The 22,491-nt window shown below is 63.6% G+C and carries 21 protein-coding genes; 8 read left to right on the forward strand and 13 right to left on the reverse strand.

Translation table 11 applies throughout. The annotated features are described in order from the left end of the window. Window positions 1-7 precede the first annotated feature (7 nt). The 3 genes from BMZ70_RS24885 to BMZ70_RS24895 are packed head-to-tail and all read right to left on the reverse strand — an operon-like array spanning window position 8 to window position 2,488. Window positions 8-1,396, reverse strand: a complete 1,389-nt coding sequence (locus BMZ70_RS24885) for a hypothetical protein (protein WP_130301014.1) — start codon at window positions 1,394-1,396, stop codon at window positions 8-10. Further along, window positions 1,393-1,821 carry an ExbD/TolR family protein gene (locus BMZ70_RS24890; RefSeq protein ID WP_165403576.1) on the reverse strand — a complete coding sequence of 143 codons (429 nt, stop codon included), beginning with the start codon at window positions 1,819-1,821 and terminating at the stop codon, window positions 1,393-1,395. The genes BMZ70_RS24885 and BMZ70_RS24890 overlap by 4 nt, the downstream gene beginning before the upstream one ends. Beyond that, window positions 1,811-2,488, reverse strand: coding sequence for a MotA/TolQ/ExbB proton channel family protein (locus BMZ70_RS24895; RefSeq protein ID WP_092280605.1), 678 nt, complete (start codon window positions 2,486-2,488; stop codon window positions 1,811-1,813). Before BMZ70_RS24895 ends, BMZ70_RS24890 begins: the two co-directional genes overlap by 11 nt. A gap of 324 nt (window positions 2,489-2,812) precedes the next feature. Between BMZ70_RS24895 and BMZ70_RS24905 the strand changes: the two genes are divergently transcribed. Continuing rightward, a complete protein-coding gene (locus BMZ70_RS24905) occupies window positions 2,813-3,238 on the forward strand; it encodes an organic hydroperoxide resistance protein (RefSeq protein ID WP_092280609.1) in 426 nt (141 codons plus the stop codon). Window positions 3,239-3,280: 42 nt separating this feature from the next. Next, on the forward strand, window positions 3,281-3,748 hold the full coding sequence (locus tag BMZ70_RS24910) for a GNAT family N-acetyltransferase (RefSeq protein WP_092280611.1): 468 nt from the start codon (window positions 3,281-3,283) through the stop codon (window positions 3,746-3,748). Here BMZ70_RS24910 and BMZ70_RS24915 read toward each other — a convergent pair. Beyond that, window positions 3,732-4,946 (reverse strand): sensor histidine kinase, encoded by a 1,215-nt coding sequence (locus BMZ70_RS24915; protein WP_092280613.1) that lies wholly within the window; start codon window positions 4,944-4,946, stop codon window positions 3,732-3,734. The genes BMZ70_RS24910 and BMZ70_RS24915 overlap by 17 nt on opposite strands. Beyond that, window positions 4,936-6,318: a sigma-54-dependent transcriptional regulator gene (locus tag BMZ70_RS24920; protein WP_092280615.1), complete on the reverse strand. Its 1,383-nt coding sequence runs from the start codon at window positions 6,316-6,318 to the stop codon at window positions 4,936-4,938. The genes BMZ70_RS24915 and BMZ70_RS24920 overlap by 11 nt, the downstream gene beginning before the upstream one ends. Window positions 6,319-6,466: 148 nt before the next feature. Between BMZ70_RS24920 and BMZ70_RS24925 the strand changes: the two genes are divergently transcribed. From BMZ70_RS24925 to BMZ70_RS24935, 3 genes are read left to right on the forward strand one after another with little or no spacing between them, the layout of a single operon-like run. After that, window positions 6,467-7,762: an efflux RND transporter periplasmic adaptor subunit gene (locus tag BMZ70_RS24925; RefSeq protein WP_229205585.1), complete on the forward strand. Its 1,296-nt coding sequence runs from the start codon at window positions 6,467-6,469 to the stop codon at window positions 7,760-7,762. A gap of 32 nt (window positions 7,763-7,794) precedes the next feature. Then, on the forward strand, window positions 7,795-8,475 hold the full coding sequence (locus tag BMZ70_RS24930) for an ABC transporter ATP-binding protein (protein ID WP_092280617.1): 681 nt from the start codon (window positions 7,795-7,797) through the stop codon (window positions 8,473-8,475). After that, on the forward strand, window positions 8,472-10,868 hold the full coding sequence (locus BMZ70_RS24935; protein ID WP_092280619.1) for an ABC transporter permease: 2,397 nt from the start codon (window positions 8,472-8,474) through the stop codon (window positions 10,866-10,868). Before BMZ70_RS24930 ends, BMZ70_RS24935 begins: the two co-directional genes overlap by 4 nt. A 51-nt stretch (window positions 10,869-10,919) precedes the next feature. On the opposite strand, the gene BMZ70_RS24940 is transcribed toward BMZ70_RS24935, so the two are convergent. Next, the gene (locus BMZ70_RS24940; protein ID WP_092280621.1) at window positions 10,920-11,798 is read right to left on the reverse strand and encodes an FKBP-type peptidyl-prolyl cis-trans isomerase; all 879 of its coding nucleotides are present in this window, start codon (window positions 11,796-11,798) and stop codon (window positions 10,920-10,922) included. Window positions 11,799-11,904: 106 nt separating this feature from the next. After that, complete coding sequence (locus tag BMZ70_RS24945) at window positions 11,905-13,785, reverse strand: potassium transporter Kup (protein WP_092280623.1); 1,881 nt, start codon at window positions 13,783-13,785, stop codon at window positions 11,905-11,907. A 192-nt stretch (window positions 13,786-13,977) separates the two neighbouring features. Here BMZ70_RS24945 and rarD point away from each other — a divergent pair, with 192 nt between their 5' ends. Continuing rightward, window positions 13,978-14,853 (forward strand): EamA family transporter RarD, encoded by an 876-nt coding sequence (gene rarD / locus BMZ70_RS24950; RefSeq protein WP_092280625.1) that lies wholly within the window; start codon window positions 13,978-13,980, stop codon window positions 14,851-14,853. Window positions 14,854-14,921: 68 nt separating this feature from the next. Then, window positions 14,922-16,589: an energy-dependent translational throttle protein EttA gene (ettA, locus tag BMZ70_RS24955; protein WP_072782810.1), complete on the forward strand. Its 1,668-nt coding sequence runs from the start codon at window positions 14,922-14,924 to the stop codon at window positions 16,587-16,589. 51 nt (window positions 16,590-16,640) lie between these two features. On the opposite strand, the gene BMZ70_RS24960 is transcribed toward ettA, so the two are convergent. From BMZ70_RS24960 to BMZ70_RS24970, 3 genes are all read right to left on the reverse strand, one after another. Next, window positions 16,641-17,246 (reverse strand): outer membrane beta-barrel protein, encoded by a 606-nt coding sequence (locus tag BMZ70_RS24960; protein WP_092280627.1) that lies wholly within the window; start codon window positions 17,244-17,246, stop codon window positions 16,641-16,643. A gap of 186 nt (window positions 17,247-17,432) precedes the next feature. Next, the gene (locus BMZ70_RS29250; RefSeq protein WP_092280629.1) at window positions 17,433-19,145 is read right to left on the reverse strand and encodes a methyl-accepting chemotaxis protein; all 1,713 of its coding nucleotides are present in this window, start codon (window positions 19,143-19,145) and stop codon (window positions 17,433-17,435) included. A 122-nt stretch (window positions 19,146-19,267) separates the two neighbouring features. Then, on the reverse strand, window positions 19,268-19,864 hold the full coding sequence (locus BMZ70_RS24970; RefSeq protein WP_092280631.1) for an alpha-ketoglutarate-dependent dioxygenase AlkB family protein: 597 nt from the start codon (window positions 19,862-19,864) through the stop codon (window positions 19,268-19,270). Window positions 19,865-19,907: 43 nt separating this feature from the next. Here BMZ70_RS24970 and BMZ70_RS24975 point away from each other — a divergent pair, with 43 nt between their 5' ends. After that, window positions 19,908-20,495 carry a putative pterin-binding protein gene (locus BMZ70_RS24975; protein ID WP_092280633.1) on the forward strand — a complete coding sequence of 196 codons (588 nt, stop codon included), beginning with the start codon at window positions 19,908-19,910 and terminating at the stop codon, window positions 20,493-20,495. On the opposite strand, the gene BMZ70_RS24980 is transcribed toward BMZ70_RS24975, so the two are convergent. The 3 genes from BMZ70_RS24980 to BMZ70_RS24990 form a co-directional block, all read right to left on the reverse strand. Then, entirely contained in the window at window positions 20,492-20,854 is a 363-nt protein-coding gene (locus BMZ70_RS24980; protein WP_092280635.1) for a hypothetical protein, read from the reverse strand. The genes BMZ70_RS24975 and BMZ70_RS24980 overlap by 4 nt on opposite strands. A gap of 232 nt (window positions 20,855-21,086) precedes the next feature. Continuing rightward, entirely contained in the window at window positions 21,087-21,911 is an 825-nt protein-coding gene (locus tag BMZ70_RS24985; RefSeq protein WP_092280637.1) for a Rossmann-like and DUF2520 domain-containing protein, read from the reverse strand. Continuing rightward, window positions 21,911-22,489: a DUF924 family protein gene (locus BMZ70_RS24990; protein ID WP_165403575.1), complete on the reverse strand. Its 579-nt coding sequence runs from the start codon at window positions 22,487-22,489 to the stop codon at window positions 21,911-21,913. The genes BMZ70_RS24985 and BMZ70_RS24990 overlap by 1 nt, the downstream gene beginning before the upstream one ends. Between the last annotated feature and the right edge of the window lie 2 nt (window positions 22,490-22,491).

Genomic DNA, 22,491 nt, shown 5'->3' on the forward strand with positions numbered 1-22,491 from the left:
GTTTTTTTTATTTCGTCAGCACCAATGAGAAAAACGTGCGTGAGGGGCCGTTCGCCAACTTGAAAAATAGCTTGTTGCGGCCTTTCTTGAAATGTACGGTGCGTTTACCCTCGGTCATGTTGAAGTCGCGCGCATAGGTGTTCTGCGTATCGTACAGGTCGCGCCAGAACGAGGTCTTGTTGATGTTGCCGCCCACCCAGACCGGTTCGTCGTTGAGCCATACCCGGGCGTCGTCGTCTGCGCCCAACCACAGCGTCAGGTACTGGTCACGATCCAGCATGAGTTCGGTATAACCGTAGTACACGGCGTCTTCGGCGAAATCGGGTGGCACCAGCGGATAGCTGTCAGCGCTGATGTATTGCCACTTGAGCAGGCGATTGTCCTTGCCGCGATAAACCGCATCCAGCACCACACCATCCTCGGGCGGATAGCGATAGTTGGAAAACAGCGCGCTGCCATGTTTTCCTTCAAACGGCCCGATCAGATACCAGCTGTTGACGTAGATGCGGTTGGCGAACGTACCGTCACGGCCCAGCATACGGCCGGCGCCTTTGTGCATGGCGGCGGCGTTGACCGTCGGAATCTGGCCACGCCCAGGATTGAAGATACGCTCGCCGTCACGGTAATAGTGCTGGGAGGGATCAGGGGGCAGCGCAATGTCACTATTGATAAACCTGGCGATCCGGTCGGCCATCTCGCCTTCCTCGCGGCCTGGCGTCGTGCCAGCCACACCATCTTTGACCTCGTCCCCGCTGGGGCCACGCCGGACGGCGTCGGCGCGCCGGCCGCCACTGTCTGCGGGGTCCGCCGGGGGCTCCGGAGGGGTGATCGCCACCCCGTTCATCCGCCGTTGGAGCTCCTGCTGCCGTTGCGCCAGCGATGCGCGTGCACGCTGTTCAAGCTGCGCGATTTCAGCCGCCAGCTGTTCTGGCGTCGCCGCCTCCACTGGCGCTGGGGCCGGGGCCGGGGCATCAAGCTGCTTCAACGCTTGCTCCTTCGAGATCCCGTCGATGCGCGCCAACTCGCCCGCTTTGAGACCCCGCTCCACCTCGGCGATAGACATCGACAACTTTCTGGCTTGGCCCAGCAATTCGGCTGGCGCTTTCGGCAGCGAAGTGGCGCTGAAGTTGGTCTGCTCATCGGGAGGAGAGGAAGCTGCATGGCCGCTCTGCTCCAGCAAGTCGTTGATCTGCTGCATATCCAGCACTTGCTTTTGCATGCTCGACTGCTTTGATAACTCCGCACCATCGCGCACCAGCTCCTGCTGCCGCGCCATCTCGACCCGATACGAACCGACGTAGTAGCACAGCGCAATGAGCACAGCATGTGCCACCAGCGACACCTGCATGAAGATCAGCCGCTTGCTGAGCTCGGCGATCCGTGCGGGCAGCATCAATTTGCGCTCCGCGTGTGCATGGCGATATTGGTCAACCGCTCGAACTGGCACAGATCAAGCACGTGCACGATGTCCTGATACTTGGCGGACTGGTCGCCATCGATGCGCACCCGGCGTCCGGGATCGGCAGCCGCTTCCAGCTTGAGGCGCCCGTGCAGGACCTGGGTCGACACCGGCGCACCGTCGAGAAACAACTGACCGTCCCTGTCAACGCCGATGACCAGCGGCGCCGGCCCGGCTTCATTCGGTTCGAGACTCAGCTGGGAGAGCGGCAGGGAAACCGGCAACTCGGCCTGCTTTTTCAACGGCGCGGGCTGTTTGAACGAGGTCGCCACCATGAAGAACATCAGCAAGAAGAAAATGCAGTCGATCAGCGCGATCAGGCCGATTTCGGGCTGCTCCTCTTCGCCTGACTTAATTCGCATGGGACACCATGTGCAGATGCTGCGGAGGTGCATCGCTCCCAAGGAACCATTCGTTGATGAGATCGCTGACCTTGCTTTCCAGCGTCAAGCCAAACAGCGTCTGGCGATGTTTGAAGAAGTGATGCATGGCCAGTGCCGGCAGCGCGACGCACAGGCCGCAAGCGGTATTGATCAAGGCCTTCGAAATGCCGCCCGCCAGCAGGGCCGGATTGCCCATGCCATCCGCGAAGGCAATCACATGGAATGCTTCGATCATGCCCACCACCGTACCCAGCAAGCCGACTATCGGCGCCACCGTCGCCACGATCGACAGCGCATACGCTTTTTGCTGATGGCGGCGCAATTCCACCGACGCGATCTCACCGGCACCGCTGCTGACGACGGCGTATCCGTGATGCCGATGCTGGACCACGTAGGCAATCACGCGGGCCAGAGTGCTGTCCTGGCCGGCCAATAGCTGTTGCAGCTTGCCGAATTCCTGCGCTGCCCACAGCGGTTTGACACGCTCGATCAGGCCGTCTGGCACGACGTGGCAGGCGCGGAAATGCAGCAAGCGCTCGATCGTGACGGCAAGGAACAGTACCGATAATCCGAGCGTCAAAAGGATGGCCCCGCCGCCATCGGCGACCTGCCCGATCAGGTTGAGGTTGTGAACAGGTATGCTCATGCAGTTTATCTTTCAACAAGATGACAATGAACTGCACTATAAAAAGAACTGCATGGGTACGGTGGCCCCTGCGATGAACCGGCTATTAATGAGCGTGAATGAGGCAATGCTGCGACCGGCGATTTTTCACGTTCACAAATTCTTACAAATATCGCTTGCTATTAGATCGCACACTATGTATAGTACGTACATGGGCGCTGCAAACAGCGCAGACTGTAGTAAATTAGCAAGCTAGTTATACCGTACGGTAGATAGCGCGCGATTGAATAGTCAACTAAACTCATGCTGTACTTAGATGTACCTCACTCACTGAAAGGAAATATCATGTCGATCGAAAAAGTCCTGTACACCGCACACGCTAAAACCACCGGCGGCCGCGAAGGCCAATCCGCTTCGTCGGACGGCAAACTGAGCGTGAAACTGAGCACCCCGAAAGAACTGGGCGGCGGCGGCGGCGAAGGCACCAACCCTGAACAGCTGTTCGCTTCGGGCTACGCTGCCTGCTTCATCGGCGCGATGAAATTCGTTGGCGGCCGCGACAAGATCGCCGTGCCGGCGGACCTGTCGGTGGAAACCTCGGTCGGCATCGGCCCGATCCCAACCGGCTTCGGCATCGAAGTGGAACACAAGATCTCGCTGCCAGGCCTGGACCGCGCTACCGCCGAAAAACTGGTGGCCGCAGCCCACATCGTGTGCCCTTACTCGAACGCCACCCGTGGCAACATCGACGTCAAACTGACCATTCTGTAATTTCACTTACAATCATTGCTTTGATCCCTAGCGAGAGAAGCAATGATTGAGTGGCACTGGCTGGCTTTTGATGATGTCCCGCGCGCTGACTGGTACGAAGTACTACGTCAGCGCCAGGCCGTTTTCATCCTCGAACAAACCTGTTTGTATCCCGACATCGACGGCGCCGATCCGGTCTGCCATCACCTGATGGGATGGCGCGAGATCGACGGCCAGCGCACGCTGGTGGCTTACCTGCGCGTGGTGCCGCCGGGCGTGAAGTTTGATGAGATGTCGATCGGCCGCGTGCTGACCACGCAAGCTGGTCGCGGCTCCGGCGTTGGCCGCGAACTGCTGGCCAAGGCGATTCCTCTGGCGGAAAAACTGCATCCGGGTTGGGATATCCGCATCGGCGCGCAAGCGCATCTGGAAAAATTCTACGGCAGCTTTGGTTTCCAGACGGTGACCGATCCTTACGATGAAGACGGCATCATGCACGTCGACATGGTGCGGCTTAAAACGTCAGGATAAAACGCGCGCCGGCGCCGACCGCGCGTGCGTAGCGCACGGTGCCGCCGTTGGCGTGCACCAGATGGCGCACCATCGCCAGTCCAATTCCCCTGCCCTGTTTTTTGGTTGAGAAAAATGGCGTGAAGATGTGCGCGGCCAATGCTTCCGGCACCCCGGGACCATCGTCCGCCACTTCTATGCGTAGGCGGCCGCCCCGGCTCAGGCGCGCACTTACTTGCGCGTGGCTGCCTGCTTCGGCAGCATTCTTCAGAAGATTGATCAGGGCTTGTTCCAGCTGGCCGGGGTCGATCATCACTTCCAGCGACGCCGGTTCGACCGAGAAGGTGAGCCGGTCCTGCCATTGCGGTTCCAGCAGCGCCTTCAGGCGATCGAATAATTCTTCCAGCAGCACACGCTGCGGCTGCGCTTGCGGCACGGTGGACAGGCTGCGGTAGCTGCTGACGAAATCCACCAGGCTGGCGGCGCGTCTTGTGATGGCGTCCAGCGCGGTGTTGAGGTCTGCGTGGATATCTTGCGGTAGCTGTGCGCTGGCTTCATCCAGCAGGCTGCAGGCGGTGCGCGAGAGCGAAGCCACCGGCGTCAGGGAGTTCATGATTTCGTGGGTCAGCACTTGCACCAGTTCGCGCCAGGCGTTGAGGGCTTCGGCTTCCAGTTCACTTTCCACCGGCATCAGCGCGGCCAGGCGCTGGGCGGAGCCCTGCATGGTCAGCGCGGAGACGGCGACCAGCGCGCGCTCGGCGCCGCGTTCGGTGTCGAAGCTGACTAGCTGGCGTTGGCCGGTGGCTTGTGCAGATAGCAGTTGATGCAGTTCCTGCGGCGCGATGGCGCGGCCGGGCGCTGTCAGGCGCCGCGCGCTGGCGTTGAGCGGCGACACCGCGCCCGCGCCGCTCGCATGCTCGATGCGGAATAGTGCGATTGGCGCGTGTTCAAGGCGGGCTTCCAGCGCGAGTATGGCGTCGGCCAGTGCGCCCGGTGCGGCTGGTGCGCGGTCGTCAGCGCGCTCCATGTGCGGTGCGCGCGGAGCGAGGCGGCGCAGGCATTGCCAAAGCAGACTTGCGGGCACGATGGCGAGCAGGCCGCACAGGACCATGCGGCGCGGTTCGGGCGTTGGCGACAGCACGTCGGCAGCAATGGACAGCGCCATCAGGCCAGCCACACTAGCCGCCACACCCAGCTTGAGCGCGCGCTCAGATGCCATGCTTGCCCAGCTTGCGGTACAAGGCGGCGCGGCTGATGCCCAGCGTCTTGGCCGCGTGGCTGATATTGCCGTTGAACTGCGCCAGCGTCGCCGCAATCGCCGCCCGCTCGATGGCGTCCAGCGTCAGGTCGCCGCTGGTGCTGGCGGCAGGCGCGGTCACGGGCGGCGCGACAGTGATCGTGCCGACCGGTGCGACGGCGACGGCCGTGGCCGCATTGGCGGCGGCAAGGCCGAAATCATTGATCGCGTATTCCGCGCCCTGCCCGAGGATCACTGCCCGCTCGCACGCGTGGCGTAGCGCGCGCACATTGCCCGGCCAATCGTGCCGCAGCAGTGCATCCATCGCCACCGCGCTCAGGTTGCGCGCCGGCCGTTCATACTGCGCCTCATACAGCTTCAGATAATGCTGCACCAGCAGCGGCACATCCTCACGCCGCTCGCGCAACGGCGGCACGCGGATCACGATCGTATTCAAGCGAAACAGCAAATCCGCCCGGAACACCAACGGATCGAACAAGCGCGCCTCTTCCAGATTGGTCGCGCTGATGATGCGCACGTCGATGGACTCCGGCTTGTCCGCACCGATCGGCGTCACCTCGCGCCGCTCCAGTGCCGTCAACAATTTGGCCTGCGCCGCCAACGGCATATTCCCGATTTCATCCAAAAACAGCGAACCGCCGCGCGCGGCCTGGAAGCGCCCCGCCCGGTCAGCCTTCGCATCCGTGAATGAACCCTTGCGATGCCCGAACAACTCGCTCTCGAACGTCGACTCGGGCAACGCCCCCATATCCACCGCCAGCATCGTCCCTGCGGCCCGCCGCGATGCCGCATGAATCGCCCGTGCCACCAGCTCCTTGCCGACGCCGTTCTCGCCGAGCACCATCACATTGGCCTCGGTCGGCGCCACGCTGGCGATCAAGGCCTTCAACTCCTGCATGGCGCGCGAGCTGCCCATCAACTCCGGCGAACCCGTCGCACCGCCGCGCACCGATTCGCGCCGCGCCAGCGCCTGATCAACCGCCGCGATCAAGCGTGCGTTATCCCACGGCTTGGTGATGAAATCGCCGGCGCCGCGCTTGAGCGCTTCCACCGCCAGCGGGACATCGGCATACGCCGTCATCGCAATCACGGCGGGAGGGCGCGACTGCGCGCGCAGCACATCGAGCAGCGCCAAGCCTTCCGCGCCGTTGATACTGCCTGGCGTGAAATTCAAGTCCAGCAGCACCACATCCGGCACACCGCGCGCCAGCAGCGCAGGCAAGCCCACCGGATCGCACAAGGTGGCCACCTGCCCATAGCGCCGCCGCAGCAGCAATTGCGCGGCGGTGGCCACATCGGCATCGTCATCAAGGATCAGGATATAGGCAGACATGCGGCCATTCTAGCAGCCGTCCAAGCGCTGTAAACGCCCACTTCCGGCGGCTGTCCGCAAGCGAACAGCACCCACTGTCCGGAAATGAACACTCACACCTGCAAAACCCCGCTTTTCGCTATGGCACAGCGTTTGCAGTATGGCCTGCATGCACATCAAAAAAAAATTTGAACAGGCCACGCCGCATGACGGCGCCACGATGGACGTGAAGATCCCGCGCCGTCGCGGCAAGCGCGTGGCTATCGTCGCGGCGACGCTGCTTGCGCTGGCGGCTGCAGCCTACGCGCTGTGGTCCTGGATGCCGCGCGGCCTGCAAGTCGACGGCGCCGACCTGCGCACCGGCGTCGCCACGCGCGGCGTGTTCGTCGACGAAGTGATCGTGCGCGCCAGCGCCGAACCGCTCAACTCCATCATTCTCGATGCGGTGGAATCCGGCCGCGTGGAAGAAGTGGTCGCCACCGACGGCGCGCTGGTGAAGAAAGGCCAGCTGCTGTTCCGCATCTCCAACCCGCAGCGCAATCTCGAACTGCTGGCGCGACAATCCGAGCATGCGGTAAGCATCTTCAACCTGTCCAACCTGCGCGTGTCGCAGGAGGCCAGCGCCAGCGAGCACCAGCGCCGTCTCGACGATCTGCAATTCGCCATCGACCAAGCTAGTAAGCAGCACGCGCGCAACGTCAGGCTGGCGGCGCAGGGCTACATCTCCACTGTGGCGCTGGAAGAATCAGCGGACCGCCTCGCCCAGCAGCAGCGAGCGCTGCGGCAGGAACAGCAGGCCGCCGCTGCCGAGTTACGCGTGCGCGACCACGCCGGGCAGCAGCTGGAAGCTGCCATCCACGGCCTGAACTCCGGCCTCAAACTGGTGGCCGCCACGGTCGATGCGCTGGCCGTGCGTGCGCCGGCCGACGGCCGCCTGACCAACTTCCACCTGCAAGTGGGCGAGTCCATCGCCACCGGCAAGAACATCGGCCGCATCGACGATCCGCTGCGCTTCAAGCTATCCGCCAGTGTGGACGAGTTCTACCTGAACCGCATGGCGGTCGGCCGTCACGCCAGCGTGCAGCAGGACGGCCGCAGCTACGCCGCCGATATCGGCACCATCTACCCGCAGATCAAGCAGGGCCGCTTCACTGTCGAACTGGTGTTCACACAAGGACAGCCGCCGGTGCTCAATCCCGGCCAGAGCCTGGACGCGCGTATCACGCTGGGCGAACCGGCCAGCGCCCTGCTGCTGCCCAACGGCGCCTTCATCAACGACAGCGGCGGCGCGTGGGTCTATGTGCTCGACGCGACGGGCCGCCAGGCCGAACGTCGCGCGGTGCGCATCGGCCGCCGCAACAACAGCCAGGTCGAAGTACTGGATGGCCTGACGGCGGGCGACAAAGTAATCCTGTCCAGCTACGGCGCCTACGGAAATTCACCACGGCTGCAAATTACGCAGTAACCTTTCATTACTCCACACAGAGGCACATACACATGCTCAAACTCGTCGGCGTCAGCAAAATTCACCAAGCGGGAGAAATCCAGACCACGGCGCTGGACCGCGTCGATTTGCATATCGAGGCAGGCGAATACGTCGCCATCACCGGCCCGTCCGGCTGCGGCAAGTCGACCATGCTCGGCATCCTCGGCCTGCTGGACGTGCCGACACGCGGCGAGTACTGGTTCGAAGGCCAGGACGTGGCCGGCTGGAGCGAGGCGCAACTGAACAAGCTGCGGCGCGGGCGCATTGGTTTCATTTTCCAGAGCTTCAACCTGATCGAAGAATTGACCGTGTTTGAAAACGTGGAACTGGCGCTGGAGTACAACGGCACGCCGGCGCGCGAACGGCGCGAGCGTGTGACGGCGATGCTGAACAAGCTCGGTGTCGGCCACCGCGCAGGGCACCGCCCGTCGCAACTGTCCGGCGGCCAGCAGCAGCGCGTGGCGATTGCGCGCGCGCTGGTGTCCGGCCCCGCCGTACTGCTGGCCGACGAACCGACCGGTAATCTCGACAGCGCCCACGGCGATGAAGTCATGCGCCTGCTGCGCCAGATCAACGCCGAAGGCACGACGGTGGTCATGGTCACCCACTCGCCCGACCACGCCGCGCAAGCCTCGCGCACCCTCAACCTGCTGGACGGCCGCGTGATGGTTGATGCGCTGCAAGCAGCATGATGCTGCGCGACTTCCGCATCGGCTGGCGTTTGCTGCTGCGCCATCCGCTCAACACTGCGGTTGAACTGCTCGGCCTCGCGGCCGGCTTCGCGGTGTGTTTTGTGCTGCTGGCGTTTGTGCAGTACTCGTTCAGCTACGACCAGGACGTGCCGCAGCGCGAGCAGGTGTACGTCATCAAGCACCGCTTGAACTTCATCCCGCAACCGCAATGGCTGGAGTACACGCCGTTCGCGCTGCGTGCGGTAGCGCTGAACAGCGGCGTGCCGCTGCAAGCCAGCGCGTGGTGGCCTACCCATGCGGCTATGACACAGGATGGCGCGGTACGCATGGTCGATATCACCGCAGTCGACCCTGTGTTTGAGCAGATCGCCGGGCTGCGTGCGGCCGAAGGCGATCTGCGGCAAGCACTCACGCAGCCGGACGGCGTGGCGCTGACGCGGCAAGCAGCGCTGCAATGGTTCGGCCGCGCCGATGCCTTGGGACGCACTGCTCTGATCGACGGTCAAACCTTGCAAGTGCGCGCCATCCTGCCGGATCGCCCGACCAACAGCACCATGCAGTTCGGCGCGCTGGTCGGCATCGGCAGCGCGCTGTGGACGGAACAGGAGCGGCAGCAGGTGCTTTCCAACTGGATGGGCATCAACGGCCGCATCTACGTGAAGACCAGCGCCGCGCCGCAAGTGCTGCAAGCCGCGCTGCAAAGTGTAATCGATACCGCGCCGTGGGCCAGCATGGCAACCCCGGAAATGAAGCTGGCCCTGGGCGGCCGCAAGATGGTCGACATCGGCCTCGGTCCGCTGGCCGACGCCTACTTCGACCGCAGCGTTGCCAACACAATGGGCAGCGGGCCGCGCGGCGACATGCGCATGGTGCTGGCGCTTGGAGCGGCGGGCTTGCTGATCCTGCTGCTGGCGGTGGTCAACTACATCAACCTGGCGACGGTGCGCGCGCAGCGCCGTCAGCGCGAGATCGCCGTGCGCCGCGTGATGGGCGCGAACACGCGCGAGTTGCTGACGCAATTCATGGCCGAAGCCATGCTGCTGACCATCGCCGCCGCCTCGCTGGGCGTGCTGCTGGCGTGGCTGCTGCTGCCGCTGGCCTCCGACCTGCTACAACGGCCGCTCGACGGCTTGCTGACGCCAGCAGCGGTGGCAGCCTGCCTGGCCTTCGGCGCCTTGGTCGGCGCGGCGGCGGGACTGTATCCGGGCTGGCTGGCGCGCGGCGTCGACATGCGCGCCACGCTGGCCCAGCGCAGCGGCGAAACCGCCGGCGGCGCGTGGCTGCGGCGCGCACTGACTGCCGTGCAGTTCAGCGCCGCCATCGGCATGGGCAGCGTGGCGCTGGCGGTGCTGTGGCAGACTGAGTTTGCCGCCGAATTATCGCCCGGCTTCGATCCGGCGCCGCTGCTGGTAGTGGACATGCCGATCGCGCTCGATCAGCCGCCGGCCGATGCATTGCGCGACGCGCTGGCGCAGCTGCCCGGCGTGGCCGCCGTCACCGACAGCCGCAACGTGCCGGGCCGCGACGACCACACCGGCACGCATGGCAGCCAGACCGTCGAGCGCACGGACGGCAGCAGCGTGGCGATGTCGGTGCAGAAGGTCGGTGCGGATTTCTTCAAGGTCTACGGTGTGACCGCGCTGGCAGGCCGCATTTTCGACGAACGCGAAAAACAGGCTGGCGAGCAAAGCGTGGTGCTCAACCCGGCGGCCGTGCCGGCGCTGGGTTTCAGGTCCGCCCAGCAGGCCGTCGGCCAGCGCATCAACGGCACCCAAATGCGCGTGGTGGGCGTAGTCCCGGACCTGCGCTGGGACACGCTGCGCGATCCGGTGCGGCCGACCATGTACCAGATATCGCATGACAGCGGCTTGTTCACGCTGCGTCTCAGCGGCGCGCGCGCGGACGTGGAACCGGCCATCGCCGCCGTCTGGCAGCGTTACTTCCCGGCCCAGCCAGCGGTAATCCGCAGCGCCGCCAGCTTCTACGCGCTGGCCTATGCCGACGATGTGCGGCTGGCGCATCTGCTGGCCTGCGCCACGCTGGTAGTGCTGCTGTTGGCCGCATTCGGCATCTACGTGCTGGCCGCGCACAGCGTGCAGCAGCGGGCGCGCGAAATCGTGCTGCGCAAGCTGCATGGTGCGGGCCGCGTGGCGATTGCCGCGCTGGTCGGCCGGGAATTCCTGCTGCTGATCGCGGCGGCGGCCCTGATCGCGCTGCCGCCCGCATGGCTGGCGATTGCGCGCTACCAGGCGCCGTTTGCCGAGCATGCGCCGCTGGGCGCGTGGGCGCCGCCGATCGCGCTGGCGCTGGCGCTGCTGGTGACGGCAGCCGCCACCGCGCGCCACACCTGGTCGGCCATGCGCATGGCGCCGGCGCAAATCCTGCGGACGTAAAAAAAAGGCAGCCGAGGCTGCCTTTTTTAGCTGGTATCGATCAGTGCACGCTTAGTTCACCGCGTTCAGCTGGATATCGAACACCAGGGTCGAGTTGGCGGGAATCGTCACCACGCCGCTCGAATTGGTTTGCGCGGTGGCGCCGTAACCTTGGTCCGGCGGGATGATCACGGTGCGTTTGCCGCCCACCTGCATGCCGGTCACGCCGGTGGTGAAGCCGGCAATCACGGTGCTGCCCAAGGTGAACGTCAGAGGCGTGGTGCTGGTGACGTTGGAATCGAACTGGTAACCCTTGCGGTTGGCGCGGGTGCCATCATACAGCCAGCCGGTGTAGGTCACGCTGACGGTCTTGCCGGCAACTGCGGTGGCGCCGGTGCCCACGGTAACTTCCGTGATCGTAGTCACGGTCGGCGGCGGGACATTCGGAATGGTCACGGCCTTGGCTACGCTGACCAGCGTAAAGTCATACACCATCGCCGAGTTGGCCAGGATGGCTGGATACTCGATGCCGTTGACCTTGACCGCCTCGCGCGTGCCGGCGCCGTAGGCCAGGTTGGCCGGCAGCACGGCGGTGCGCTTGCCGCCCGGTTGCATGCCCAGCAGCGCCTGGTCCCAGCCGGCTGCCGGCAGCGACGACGATGGCAGCGCGCCCACGCCGACGGTGCCGGTCAGCGGTGCGCCGGCGTCGATCGAGCTCTCCACCTTGGAGCCCTTGCCGTCGGTCTTGGTCGAGTCATACAGGTAACCCACGTAGTGGACGGTCACGGTATCGCCCGCCTCAGCGGTCAGGCCGGTGCCGACCACGGTGGTGGTCAGCTTGTAGTCCGGTTGCGGCACCACCACGGCGGTGGTGGTCTTGGCGCCGCCGCCGCAGGCGGTCAGCACCACTACGCAGGCTGCGGCAACGATCAATTGCAACTTCGATTTCATTAATTTACCTTTGATGAGTATTCGTATTCGGTAGTCCCGGCGCAGAAGTTTAGCAGACCGCGCCGCTTCCACTCCGGGCACTACATTCAGTTACATTATTTTGTCTTCAAATTTCCACTTGCGTGCCAAGTTCGATCACGCGGTTGGGCGGAATCTGGTAGTAGTCGGCGGCGCCGCGCGCATTGCGCGACATGGCCACGAACAGGTGTTCGCGCCAGGTCGCCATGCCGGAGCCGGGCGACGAGATCACAGTCTGGCGGGCGATGAAGAAGGAGGTCTCCATCATCTCGAACGGCAGGCCCAGGCACTCGCACAGCTGCAGCGCGCGCGGGATGTCCGGTTCGTCCTTGAAGCCGTAGTAGACGCTGACCTGGTAGCACTGGTGGCCCAGGTCGGTAACCTTGACCTGCTCCGCTTCCGCCACGTAAGGCTCCTCGATGATGTGCACGGTCAGGAACACCACGCGCTCGTGCAGCACCTTGTTGTGCGACAGGTTGTGCAGCAGCGCGTGCGGCACGCCGTCGCTTTCGCCGCGCATGAAGATGGCGGTGCCGTACACGCGCGTCGGCGGCGCCACGAACAGCGAGGACAGGAACTCTTCCAGCGGAATCGCGTGCTTTTGCAGGTTTTCAAACACCAGCTCGCGGCCGCGCTTCCAGGTCAGCATCACGGTGAACAGCACCACGCCCAGCAGCAGCGGGAACCAGCCGCCGTGGAACAGCTTCAGGGTGCTGGCCGAGAACAGCGAGATGTCCAGCGCCAGGAAGAAGCCGGTGGCGCCGAAGCACAGCGCCAGCGGCAGGTGCCAGCGGTAGCGGATCACGAAGAAGGTCAGCACGGTGGTGGCCAGCATGGTGGCGGTCACGGCGATGCCGTAGGCGCCGGCCAGCTTGTCGGACGAGCCAAAGCCGATCACCGCCAGCAGCACCACGCCCAGCTGCAGCCAGTTGACCGCCGGGATGTAGATCTGGCCGATCTCGCTCTCCGAGGTGTGCTGGATGCGCATGCGCGGCAGCAGGCCCAGCGCGATGGCTTGCTTGGTCATCGAGAAGGTGCCGGAGATGGTGGCCTGCGAGGCGATCACCGCCGCCGCCGTCGACAGCACCACCAGCGGATACACCGCCCACTCGCCCAGCTGGTGGAAGAAGGGATTGTCCACCGCGCCCGGATGCGTCAGCAGCAGCGCGCCCTGGCCGAGGTAGTTCAGCGCCAGCGCCGGGAACACGATCAGGAACCAGGCGGCGCGGATCGGCTTTTTGCCGAAGTGGCCCATGTCGGCGTACAGCGCCTCGGCGCCGGTCAGCGCCAGCACCACCGCGCCCAGCGCGACGAAGGCGATCATGCGGTTTTCATACATGAAGGTCAGCGCGCGGAATGGATTCAGCGCGAACAGGATCTGCGGCGCTTCCACGATGTTGACCACGCCCATCACCGCCAGCGCGGCAAACCACACCACCATGATCGGGCCGAAGAAGCGGCCGATGCCGGCGGTGCCGTGGCGCTGCATGGCGTACAGCGAGATCAGCACGATGATGGTGAGCGGCACGATGTACTGTTCCAGCCCCGGCGCGGCCACTTCCAGGCCCTCGATCGCGCCCAGCACCGAAATGGCCGGGGTAATCACGCTGTCGCCGTAGAACATGGTGGCGCCAAACACGCCGAGCAGCATCAGCGGGTAGTGCCACTTGGGCGCGGCCTTGGTGACGGAATTGAGCGCCAGGGCCATCAGCGCCATGATGCCGCCCTCGCCACGGTTGTCGGCGCGCAGCACCAGGCTCACGTATTTGAGCGAGACGATGATGGTCAGGCCCCAGAAAATCAGGGAGATGATGCCCAGCAGGTTGCCCTCGGTCAGGGCCAGTCCATGCTCGGGATCGAAGACGGTTTTGAGGGTGTAGAGAGGGCTGGTACCGATGTCGCCATAGACAATGCCGACAGCCGCCAGCGTGAGTGCCGCGAGACTGCTTTTCTTGTGTTGCTCGGTCAAGATTGCACCTGTTGTTGTTTTGGTGCATTGCACAATAGGTCAAGCCTATGTAAAAGGCAAGGAGATTTTGGCATACGAAGTGGTTCCCGGACGTTCCAAATGTTCAATACCGAGAGTGTACGCCGCTCCGGCCAGGATTTGCTAGATGAGCGATAATGGCAGACCGCCCCGCCCTTTTTGCCGTTAATCCACATGAACACAGGTATTTTGTACGCCACCTCGGCCTTCCTCTGCTGGGGCCTGTTCCCGCTGTATTTCCACGCCATCAGCGAAGTGCCGCCGCTGGAAATCCTGGCCCACCGCATGCTGTGGTCGCTGGCCTTCCTGGTGATCGTGCTGACCGCGCGCCAGCAGTGGAAATGGCTGCCCAAGGTGCTGCAACAGCCGCGCATCCTGCTCAGTTTTGTCGCCAGCGCGCTGCTGCTGACGGCCAACTGGGGCGTCTACATCTGGTCGGTGAACAATGGCCACGTGATCGACGCCAGCCTCGGCTACTTCATCAACCCGCTGGTCAACGTGCTGCTGGGACTGATCGTGCTGAAGGAAAAGCTGCGCCGGGCGCAGTGGCTGGCGATCGGCGTGGCGGCCGGCGGCGTGGCCTGGCTGACCTGGCAAGCGGGCCAGCTGCCGTGGATTGCCTTGATTTTAGGCATCACCTTCGGCGCCTACGGCCTGCTGCGCAAGATGGCAGCACTGGCGGCACTCGAAGGCCTGTCGCTGGAAACCCTGATTTTGTTCCCGCTGGCGCTGGTGTATGTGCTGTGGCTGGGCTTCCACGGCCAGAACACCTTCATCAACACGCCGCACGACAGCACCCGCTGGCTGCTGGCCGCCGCCGGTCCGATCACCGCGATTCCGCTGCTGCTGTTCGCGGCCGGGGCGCGCAAGATCCCGATGGCGGTGCTGGGCTTGTTGCAGTACCTGTCGCCGACCATGCAGGCGCTGCTGGGCGTGTGGGTGTTCCACGAAGCGTTCACGGCCGACCGCCTGGCCGGCTTCCTGGTCATCTGGGCGGCGCTGATCCTGTACGTGGCCGAGGGCTGGTGGGCCTCGAAACGCGCTAAATAGTGGGAAGATGGCGGGATTTATCGTATCCTGTCGTCCTTCCCTGCATTTCACCTTCACAGAGATTCTCAATGGCAAATTACGTCTATACCATGAACCGCGTGGGCAAAATCGTCCCGCCCAAGCGCCAGATTCTGAAAGATATTTCGCTGTCCTTCTTCCCGGGCGCGAAAATCGGCGTGCTGGGCCTGAACGGCTCCGGTAAGTCGACCTTGCTTAAAATTATGGCAGGCATCGATACCGACATCCAGGGCGAAGCACGCCCGATGCCGGGCCTGAACATCGGCTACCTGCCGCAGGAACCGCAGCTGGATCCGGAAAAAACCGTGCGCCAGGAAGTCGAGTCGGGCCTGGGCGAAGCGTTTGAAGCGCAAGCCAAGCTGGACGCCGTGTACGCCGCCTACGCCGAAGAAGACGCCGACTTCGACGCGCTGGCCGCCGAGCAGGCGCGCCTGGAAGCGATCATCTCGTCGTCCGATGGCGGCAACCTGAACCTGCAACTGGAAATGGCCGCCGACGCGCTGCGCCTGCCGCCGTGGGACGCCAAGATCGGCGTGCTGTCCGGTGGTGAGAAGCGCCGCGTGGCGCTGTGCAAACTGCTGCTGTCCAAGCCGGACATGCTGCTGCTCGACGAACCGACCAACCACCTGGACGCCGAGTCCGTCGAATGGCTCGAACAGTTCCTGCTGCGCTTCCCTGGCACCGTGGTCGGCATCACCCACGACCGCTACTTCCTCGACAACGCCGCCGAGTGGATCCTGGAACTGGACCGTGGCCACGGCATCCCGTGGAAAGGCAACTACTCGTCGTGGCTGGATCAGAAACAGGACCGCCTGAAGCAGGAAGAAGCCACCGAATCGGCCCGCCAGCGCGCGCTGCAAAAAGAACTGGAATGGTCGCGCCAGAATCCGAAGGCGCGCCAGGCCAAGTCGAAAGCCCGTCTGGCCCGCTTCAACGAACTGAGCGAGTACGAATACCAGAAGCGTAACGAGACCCAGGAGATCTTCATCCCTGTGGCCGAGCGTCTGGGCAATGAAGTGATCGAGTTCAAGAACGTCTCGAAAGGCTTTGGCGACCGCCTGCTGCTGGACAACGTCTCGTTCACGATTCCGCCAGGCGCCATCGTCGGCATCATCGGCCCGAACGGCGCCGGTAAATCGACCCTGTTCAAGATGATCGCCGGTATCGACCAGCCGGACAGCGGTGAAGTGGTGATCGGCAAGACCGCGAAAATCTCGCTGGTCGACCAGAGCCGCGACAAGCTGTCGGATGCCAAGACCGTGTTTGAAGACGTGTCCGGCGGCGCCGACGTGCTGAGCGTGGGCCGCTTCGAAATGCCATCGCGCGCCTACCTGGGCCGTTTCAACTTCAAGGGCGGCGACCAGCAAAAGATCGTCGGCAACCTGTCCGGTGGTGAGCGCGGCCGTCTGCACCTGGCCAAGACCCTGCTCAAGGGCGGCAACGTCCTGCTGCTGGATGAACCGTCCAACGATCTGGACGTGGAAACCCTGCGCGCGCTGGAAGATGCGCTGCTGGAATTCGCCGGTTCCGTGATGGTGATCTCGCACGATCGCTGGTTCCTGGACCGCATCGCCACCCACATCCTGGCATTCGAAGGCAACTCCCAGGTCACCTTCTTCGACGGTAACTACCAAGAGTACGAAGCCGACAAGAAGAAACGCCTGGGCGAAGAAGGCGCCAAACCAAAACGCATCCGCTACAAGCCGCTGACCAACTGATCGGCCATAAAAAAAGCCTGCTTACGCAGGCTTTTTTTTCATGCACGGCAATTAGAAGTTGTAGCGCAGGCCGGCGGTGATGGCGCCGGCTTTGCGGCCGGTGTCGATGTCGTTCTTGCCGTAGTTTTCGTACTCCAGCGAGACTTTCACGTTTTTGTTGATGGCGTACTCACCGCCCACCGAAGCGTACAGCGCGGTTTTGTTGTCGCTGCCGCTGACCGAGGCGATGCCGCTGGTGGTCACTTCATTGTGGTTGCGCGCCACGCCCAGTTTGCCGAACACGGCAAAGTCGCGGGCCACCGGCCAGGTGCCTTTACCGGCAACGTAGTACGAGTGCGCGTCGGTGTTCAGGCCGCCAGCGGCGCCGCCTTGGGTGTAGTTGTAGCTGCGCTTGCCGAAGTCGGTGTAGCCGGCTTCCACTGCCCAGGTCTGGTCGATGTTGTAGCCACCGTAGATCTTGCCGGCAGCCTTGGTGCCGCTGTGGTTGTCGCCGCTGACAGCGCCAGCGCCAGCGGTGTCGAAATCGTAACGGCTGCCGACCACGCCAGCACCGATGTAAGCGGTGCCGGCGGCGTCTTGCGTGTTCGATTGAGCGTAAGCAGAAGTACCACCCAGGGCGGCGGCGGAAGCGACTAAGGCGAACAGAATTTTTTTCATGATGTTGATCTTTCAGCAAAATGGTTGAAACGGAACTTGCTTGGGATCGCAGTTGCTATGAATTGCGATGTGTCCAAGATAGCACTCCAACCAACACCTGTGGCCACCGAATTAGTAAGAAGTGTGACGAGATGTAAGCCAAACGATCATTGGCGAATTTCAAGATGCACCAAACTTAAAACGAGCTTAAAATTCCTCCCAATCCGTTGTCGATTCTTTAACGGCTGCCCTGGAAGGGCTTGGCCGGGCGAGGCGCGGCGTTGGCTTGGCGGCCGCTTTCGGTGCCGGCCTGGCCGTCACGCGCGGGGCCGTGCGCGGCGCCGCCAGCGCGGCCGTCCCCTGCTGCACGCGGAACACGCTGACCAGTTCCGCCAGCTTGCGCGCCTGCTCCTGCATCGCTTCCGACGCCGCCGCCGACTCTTCCACCAGCGCTGCGTTCTGCTGCGTCACCTGGTCCATCTGCACGATGGCCTGGTTGATCTGCTCGATGCCGGTGGTTTGCTCGCTGCTGGCGGCCTGGATGTCGGCCATGATGGCGGTCACGCGCTGGATGCTGGCGACGATTTCGCGCATGGTCACGCCGGCCTCGTCCACCTGGCGCGCGCCGGCGCCCACCTTGCTGACCGACTCGTCAATGAGCTGCTTGATTTCCTTGGCCGCCGTGGCCGAGCGCTGCGCCAGCGTGCGCACCTCCGACGCCACCACCGCGAAGCCGCGGCCCTGCTCGCCGGCGCGCGCCGCTTCCACTGCTGCATTCAGGGCCAGGATGTTGGTCTGGAAGGCGATGCCGTCAATCACGCCGATGATGTCTGCGATCTTGCCGGACGATTCGTTGATGGCGCCCATCGTGCCGATCACCTCGTCCACCACCGCGCCGCCCCGGAGCGCCACGGTCGACGCCGATCGGGCCAGCTCGTTGGCCTGGCGCGCGTTGTCGGCATTGGCTTTGACGGTCGAGGTCAATTCTTCCATCGACGACGCGGTCTCTTCCAGCGCGCCGGCTTGTTCCTCGGTGCGCGCCGACAAATCCTGGGTGCCGCTGGCGATTTCCGCCGAGGCGGTGGCGATGGTGTCAGTGCCGACCCGCACCTGTCCGACGATGCCGCCCAGGCTGTCGCGCATGGACTTCATGGCGTACAGCACGCTGCGGCTGTCGTCCTGCCGCAATGCCACCTCGACAGTCAGGTCGCCGTCCGCGATCTGGCTGGCGACCTGCGCCACCTCGGCCGGCTCGCCGCCGAGCTGGCGGGTCAGGGCGCGCGTGATGATGAAGCCCAGCGCCAGCCCGGCGCCCAGGCTGGCCACCACCAGGCCCAGCATCAGCGTCAGGCTAAAACTGTAGAGTTCGCTGGTGTTCCTGGCCTTGGCGGCCGCGCGCGATTCTTTCAGGTCGGTCAGTGCATCCAGCATTTTGTCCAGGCGGTCGGCCTGCGCGCGCGCGGCCGACTGGGCACGATCGGCTTCCTCGGTACGCTGGGCCAGTGCTTCGCCCTGGGCGCTGTCGAAGGCTGCCGTAATCAGGCGCTCATATTCCTTCGCTGGCTCGACATAATCAGCCAGCAGCTTCTGTCCTTCCGGCGCGACAAACAAGGGGCGCGCCTTGGCCAGCAGGTCATTCATGTTGGCCAGGTATTTCTGTGCGTCGGCACGGACTTTGGCGCGTTCCTCTGCCGTGCGCGCGGCCAGGAAGGTGGTGCGTGCCCGGCCCACGTAAATCAGGTTGATGTTGGCTTCCTTGATGTAGGAGAGCCCCACCAGATCCTCGCGGTACATGCTGTCGGCGGCGCTGTTGAACTTGCTCATGCTGTAGACGCCGATGCAGGCGACGATGGCGCCAATCACCGAAATACTCGTGAATCCAAGGATCAGCTTGGTCCCAACTTTCATTTTGCTAAACATGTATGTCTCCTCCTTGTTTTATGGAATAACCATACAGCGCTCAGGCTGCGCGCAGTTCATCGTGCTGCAAATTTCGGCCTCGCTTTGGACAGACTGTGACGCACTTCCAACAACCTGACGTGCTAGTCAATCAGCCGGAAAGTCAGGTTGACGCGCGGCCCGCGCGGCGTGCGTTCCTTGTTGATGCCATGCAGCCAGTGCTGCTGCAAAGTACCCGCCATCAGCAGCAGGCAGCCGTCGCCCAGCGCCAGCTTGACGGTTTTTGGCAGCGTGCGGTGCTTGAGGATGAAGGTGCGTGGCGCGCCGAAGCTGACCGAGGCGATGGCCGGTTCCGGCCCCAGCTCGCGCTCGTCATCGGCATGGAAACCCATGCTGTCGCGCTCGTCGCGGTAGTAATTGAGCAGCACGCTGTTGAAGCGCCGCCCGGTGGCGCGCTCGACCGCCTGTTTGATATGCAGTTGCAGCGCGGTGAACGGCTGCGGATGGAAGGTCTTGCCGGAATAGCGGTAGCTGGCCTCGCCATGCCAGGCCGACAAACGCGGTTGCATGTGCAATTTGCCCCAGACCTGGATCTGCTCGGCGCGCCAATCGGTCTCAGCCAAGAGGCGGCGCATCACCTCGTCCGGCGCCAGGTCCAGCGCCAGCCGCTGCTGGAACCACAGTTCGCCATCCTCGATCGGGATCGGCGTGAGGCTGGCGTCGTCGGCAAATAAGTCCATGCGCGGTATGATACCGGCACTACGCAATCAAGGAGTGACCTGCATGAAGAAACGCCAGTTCCTGGGCACGGCCGCCACGGCAACGCTAGCCGGCTGGGCTACCACTCTCGCCGCACCGGCCCACGCGGCCGCCGCCAGCGGCCCTACCCTGCTGACCGTCACCGGCGCCATCGGCGCAGGCAATCGCGGCAAGCTGGATCCGGTGCGCGACCAGCTGATGTACAAGCAAAAGCTCAGCTTCGACAAGGCTTTCGGCTTCGATTTTGCCGCATTGGCGGCGCTGCCGGCCATCACCATCAAGCCGACGCTGGAATACGACGGCAAGCCGCATACGCTGCGCGGTCCGCTGCTGGTGGATGTGATGAAGGCGGCCGGCGCCAAACTCAACGACAACACCAAACTGGTGCTGCGCGCAATCGATGGCTTTGCAGCGACGGTGACGGTGGCGCAAGCGAAGGCGCAACGCTACATCGTTGCCACCCATCTGGATGGCGCACCGATGGCGCTGGGCGGTTTGGGTCCGCTGTGGGCCGTGTATGAAGCGGATAAGGTCCCGGAAATGGCAGCCAAGCCGGTCTCCGACCGGTTCGGCCTATGCCCGTGGGGGCTTTACCACGTCAGCGTTGATTAAGCGTAGGCTTCGGCCAGGCTCATCACGCGCGGCGTGATGGTGATGCCGACGCCGTTGAACAGGGCGTTGATGGCCGCCATGTTCGATTCCAGCTCTTCCGCTTTCCAGCCTTCGAACAGGTCGGTGCCGGCTTTCTGGAAGTGCAGGTCCAGCACCTTGCCGCGGTCCTTGTGGGTGTAGCCGCCGCTGTAGGTCTGCTTGAAACCCATTGCGGTCAACGCTGCCAGCACTTCAGTCGGTGGATTGTCCGGATCGGTGGCGATGAACACGCCGAAGGTTTTGCCGGGCGGCTTGGCAGCGACGTCAACGTCGTAGATCCCAGGCGCTTTCGTTACGGTCGTACTTTTCAGAAATAACATGTTCTTACCCCTACTATCCAGATTTTGCGCCGGTTAAGCTTGCAACTTGATTCTTGTAGAAAACATTCTAAGAATCAAGCTTATTGCTAATTCCGAGGTTTGTCGACTGATCCCGTACTTATTTTTGTGAATTCGTAGCAATACAACTGCAAACCTGTGTCCCAGGCTAGCGCACATCTACTTAAAATATAGTTGTTAAGTAGTAATTTGCAAGGAGTTAAGCTCCAATCGCTTATTTCTGCTGTTTTCTTTGTGCCAAGTCCGTGGTCGGCGCAACAAGCGCCCGATACAACGCTCCGGTCGGCTCATCCCACGCACTGACCGCCTGCTGCTGGCGCGCCACCGTCGCCATATCGCCGCGCGCAATGGGACCGCTGAGCGCGGCGGCGGCGCCAAGCCGGAACACATTTGCCATCGATTCGCTGGCCAGCGGCTGCGCCAGTTGGCGCGCCACCGGCTCGGGGATGCCGGCCGCCTGATAGGCGCGCAGGGCGGCGTCCAGCACCGTTACCAGATAATTACTCGCAAACACCGCCGCCGCGTGGTACACCGTCTTGGCGGCGGCATCGATCGGCACCGGCTGCGCGCCGATAGCCCGCAACGCTGGTGTCAGCACTGCCAGCGCGCCTTCGTCGCCTTCGATGCCGCAAAAGGTGCCCAAAAATTGGGCAGCCACCGCCGCCGGATCGGCAAAGCTGCGGATCGGATGCACGCTGGCGACCAGCGCGCCGGCCTCGCGCGCGGCCTGCAGCTTGTCCGAGGCCAGCGCGCCACTGCAATGAAATACGATGCTGCCCTTGAGCGGCACGGCGCGCGCCAATGCTTCGCAAGCCGGCACGATCTGGTCATCGCCCACCGCCAGCACATGCAGGGTGGCCGGTTGCAACTGCTGGTAGCCGCTGGCCACGCTGCCCGCGCCCATGAACTCCACCGCCTGCTGCGCCGAGGCTGCCGAACGCGTGAGCACTTGCTGAATGCGGAAGCCTTGTGCCGCCAGCAGTTTGCCCAGCACGCGGCCGACATGACCGGCGCCGATCAGATTGACCGTCTGCGCCATCAGAACCCCGATCCCGGCTGCTTGAGAAACGCCAGTTCGTCCGGCGTCGATAGCCGGCCAAGGATGGCGTTGCGATGCGGGAAGCGGCCGAAACGGCGTATCACTGCTCGATGGCGCTCAGCGAAATCGAGCATGCCGGCCAGGCCCAGGTTGCCGGCCCCGCTCTCGGCCAGGCGTGTGAACAAGGCGACCGCCCGGTCTTGCATCGCCATGTCTTCCGCATGCTCCAGTGGCAGATAGACAAAGGCGCGCTGCAAAGGCGACAGCAGTTGGTCGCCACCGGCCTCGATCATGTCCAGTGCCGCCTGCAGCGCCAGGTGGTCGCCGGCAAACGCCAGCGGCGTGCCGCGATGCACGTTGCGGCAAAACTGATCGAGGAGCAGGATGCGCGCCAGCACGGCTTGCGGGCCTTCGGCATCCCACTGGCGTAGCCCGCCCTCCAGCGCCTGCGCGATCTCGTCGCCGAAGCGCTGCTCGATCTCGCGGTCGAAGGCATCGTCTTTTTGGAACCATTCACGGCGCTGGGCTTCCGTGCCGGCGAACCAGAAATCGAAGACGGCCTGTGCTTGTGCATTCATAT

The sequence above is a fragment of the Duganella sp. CF402 genome, assembly GCF_900109645.1.
GTDB lineage: Bacteria > Pseudomonadota > Gammaproteobacteria > Burkholderiales > Burkholderiaceae_D > Rugamonas.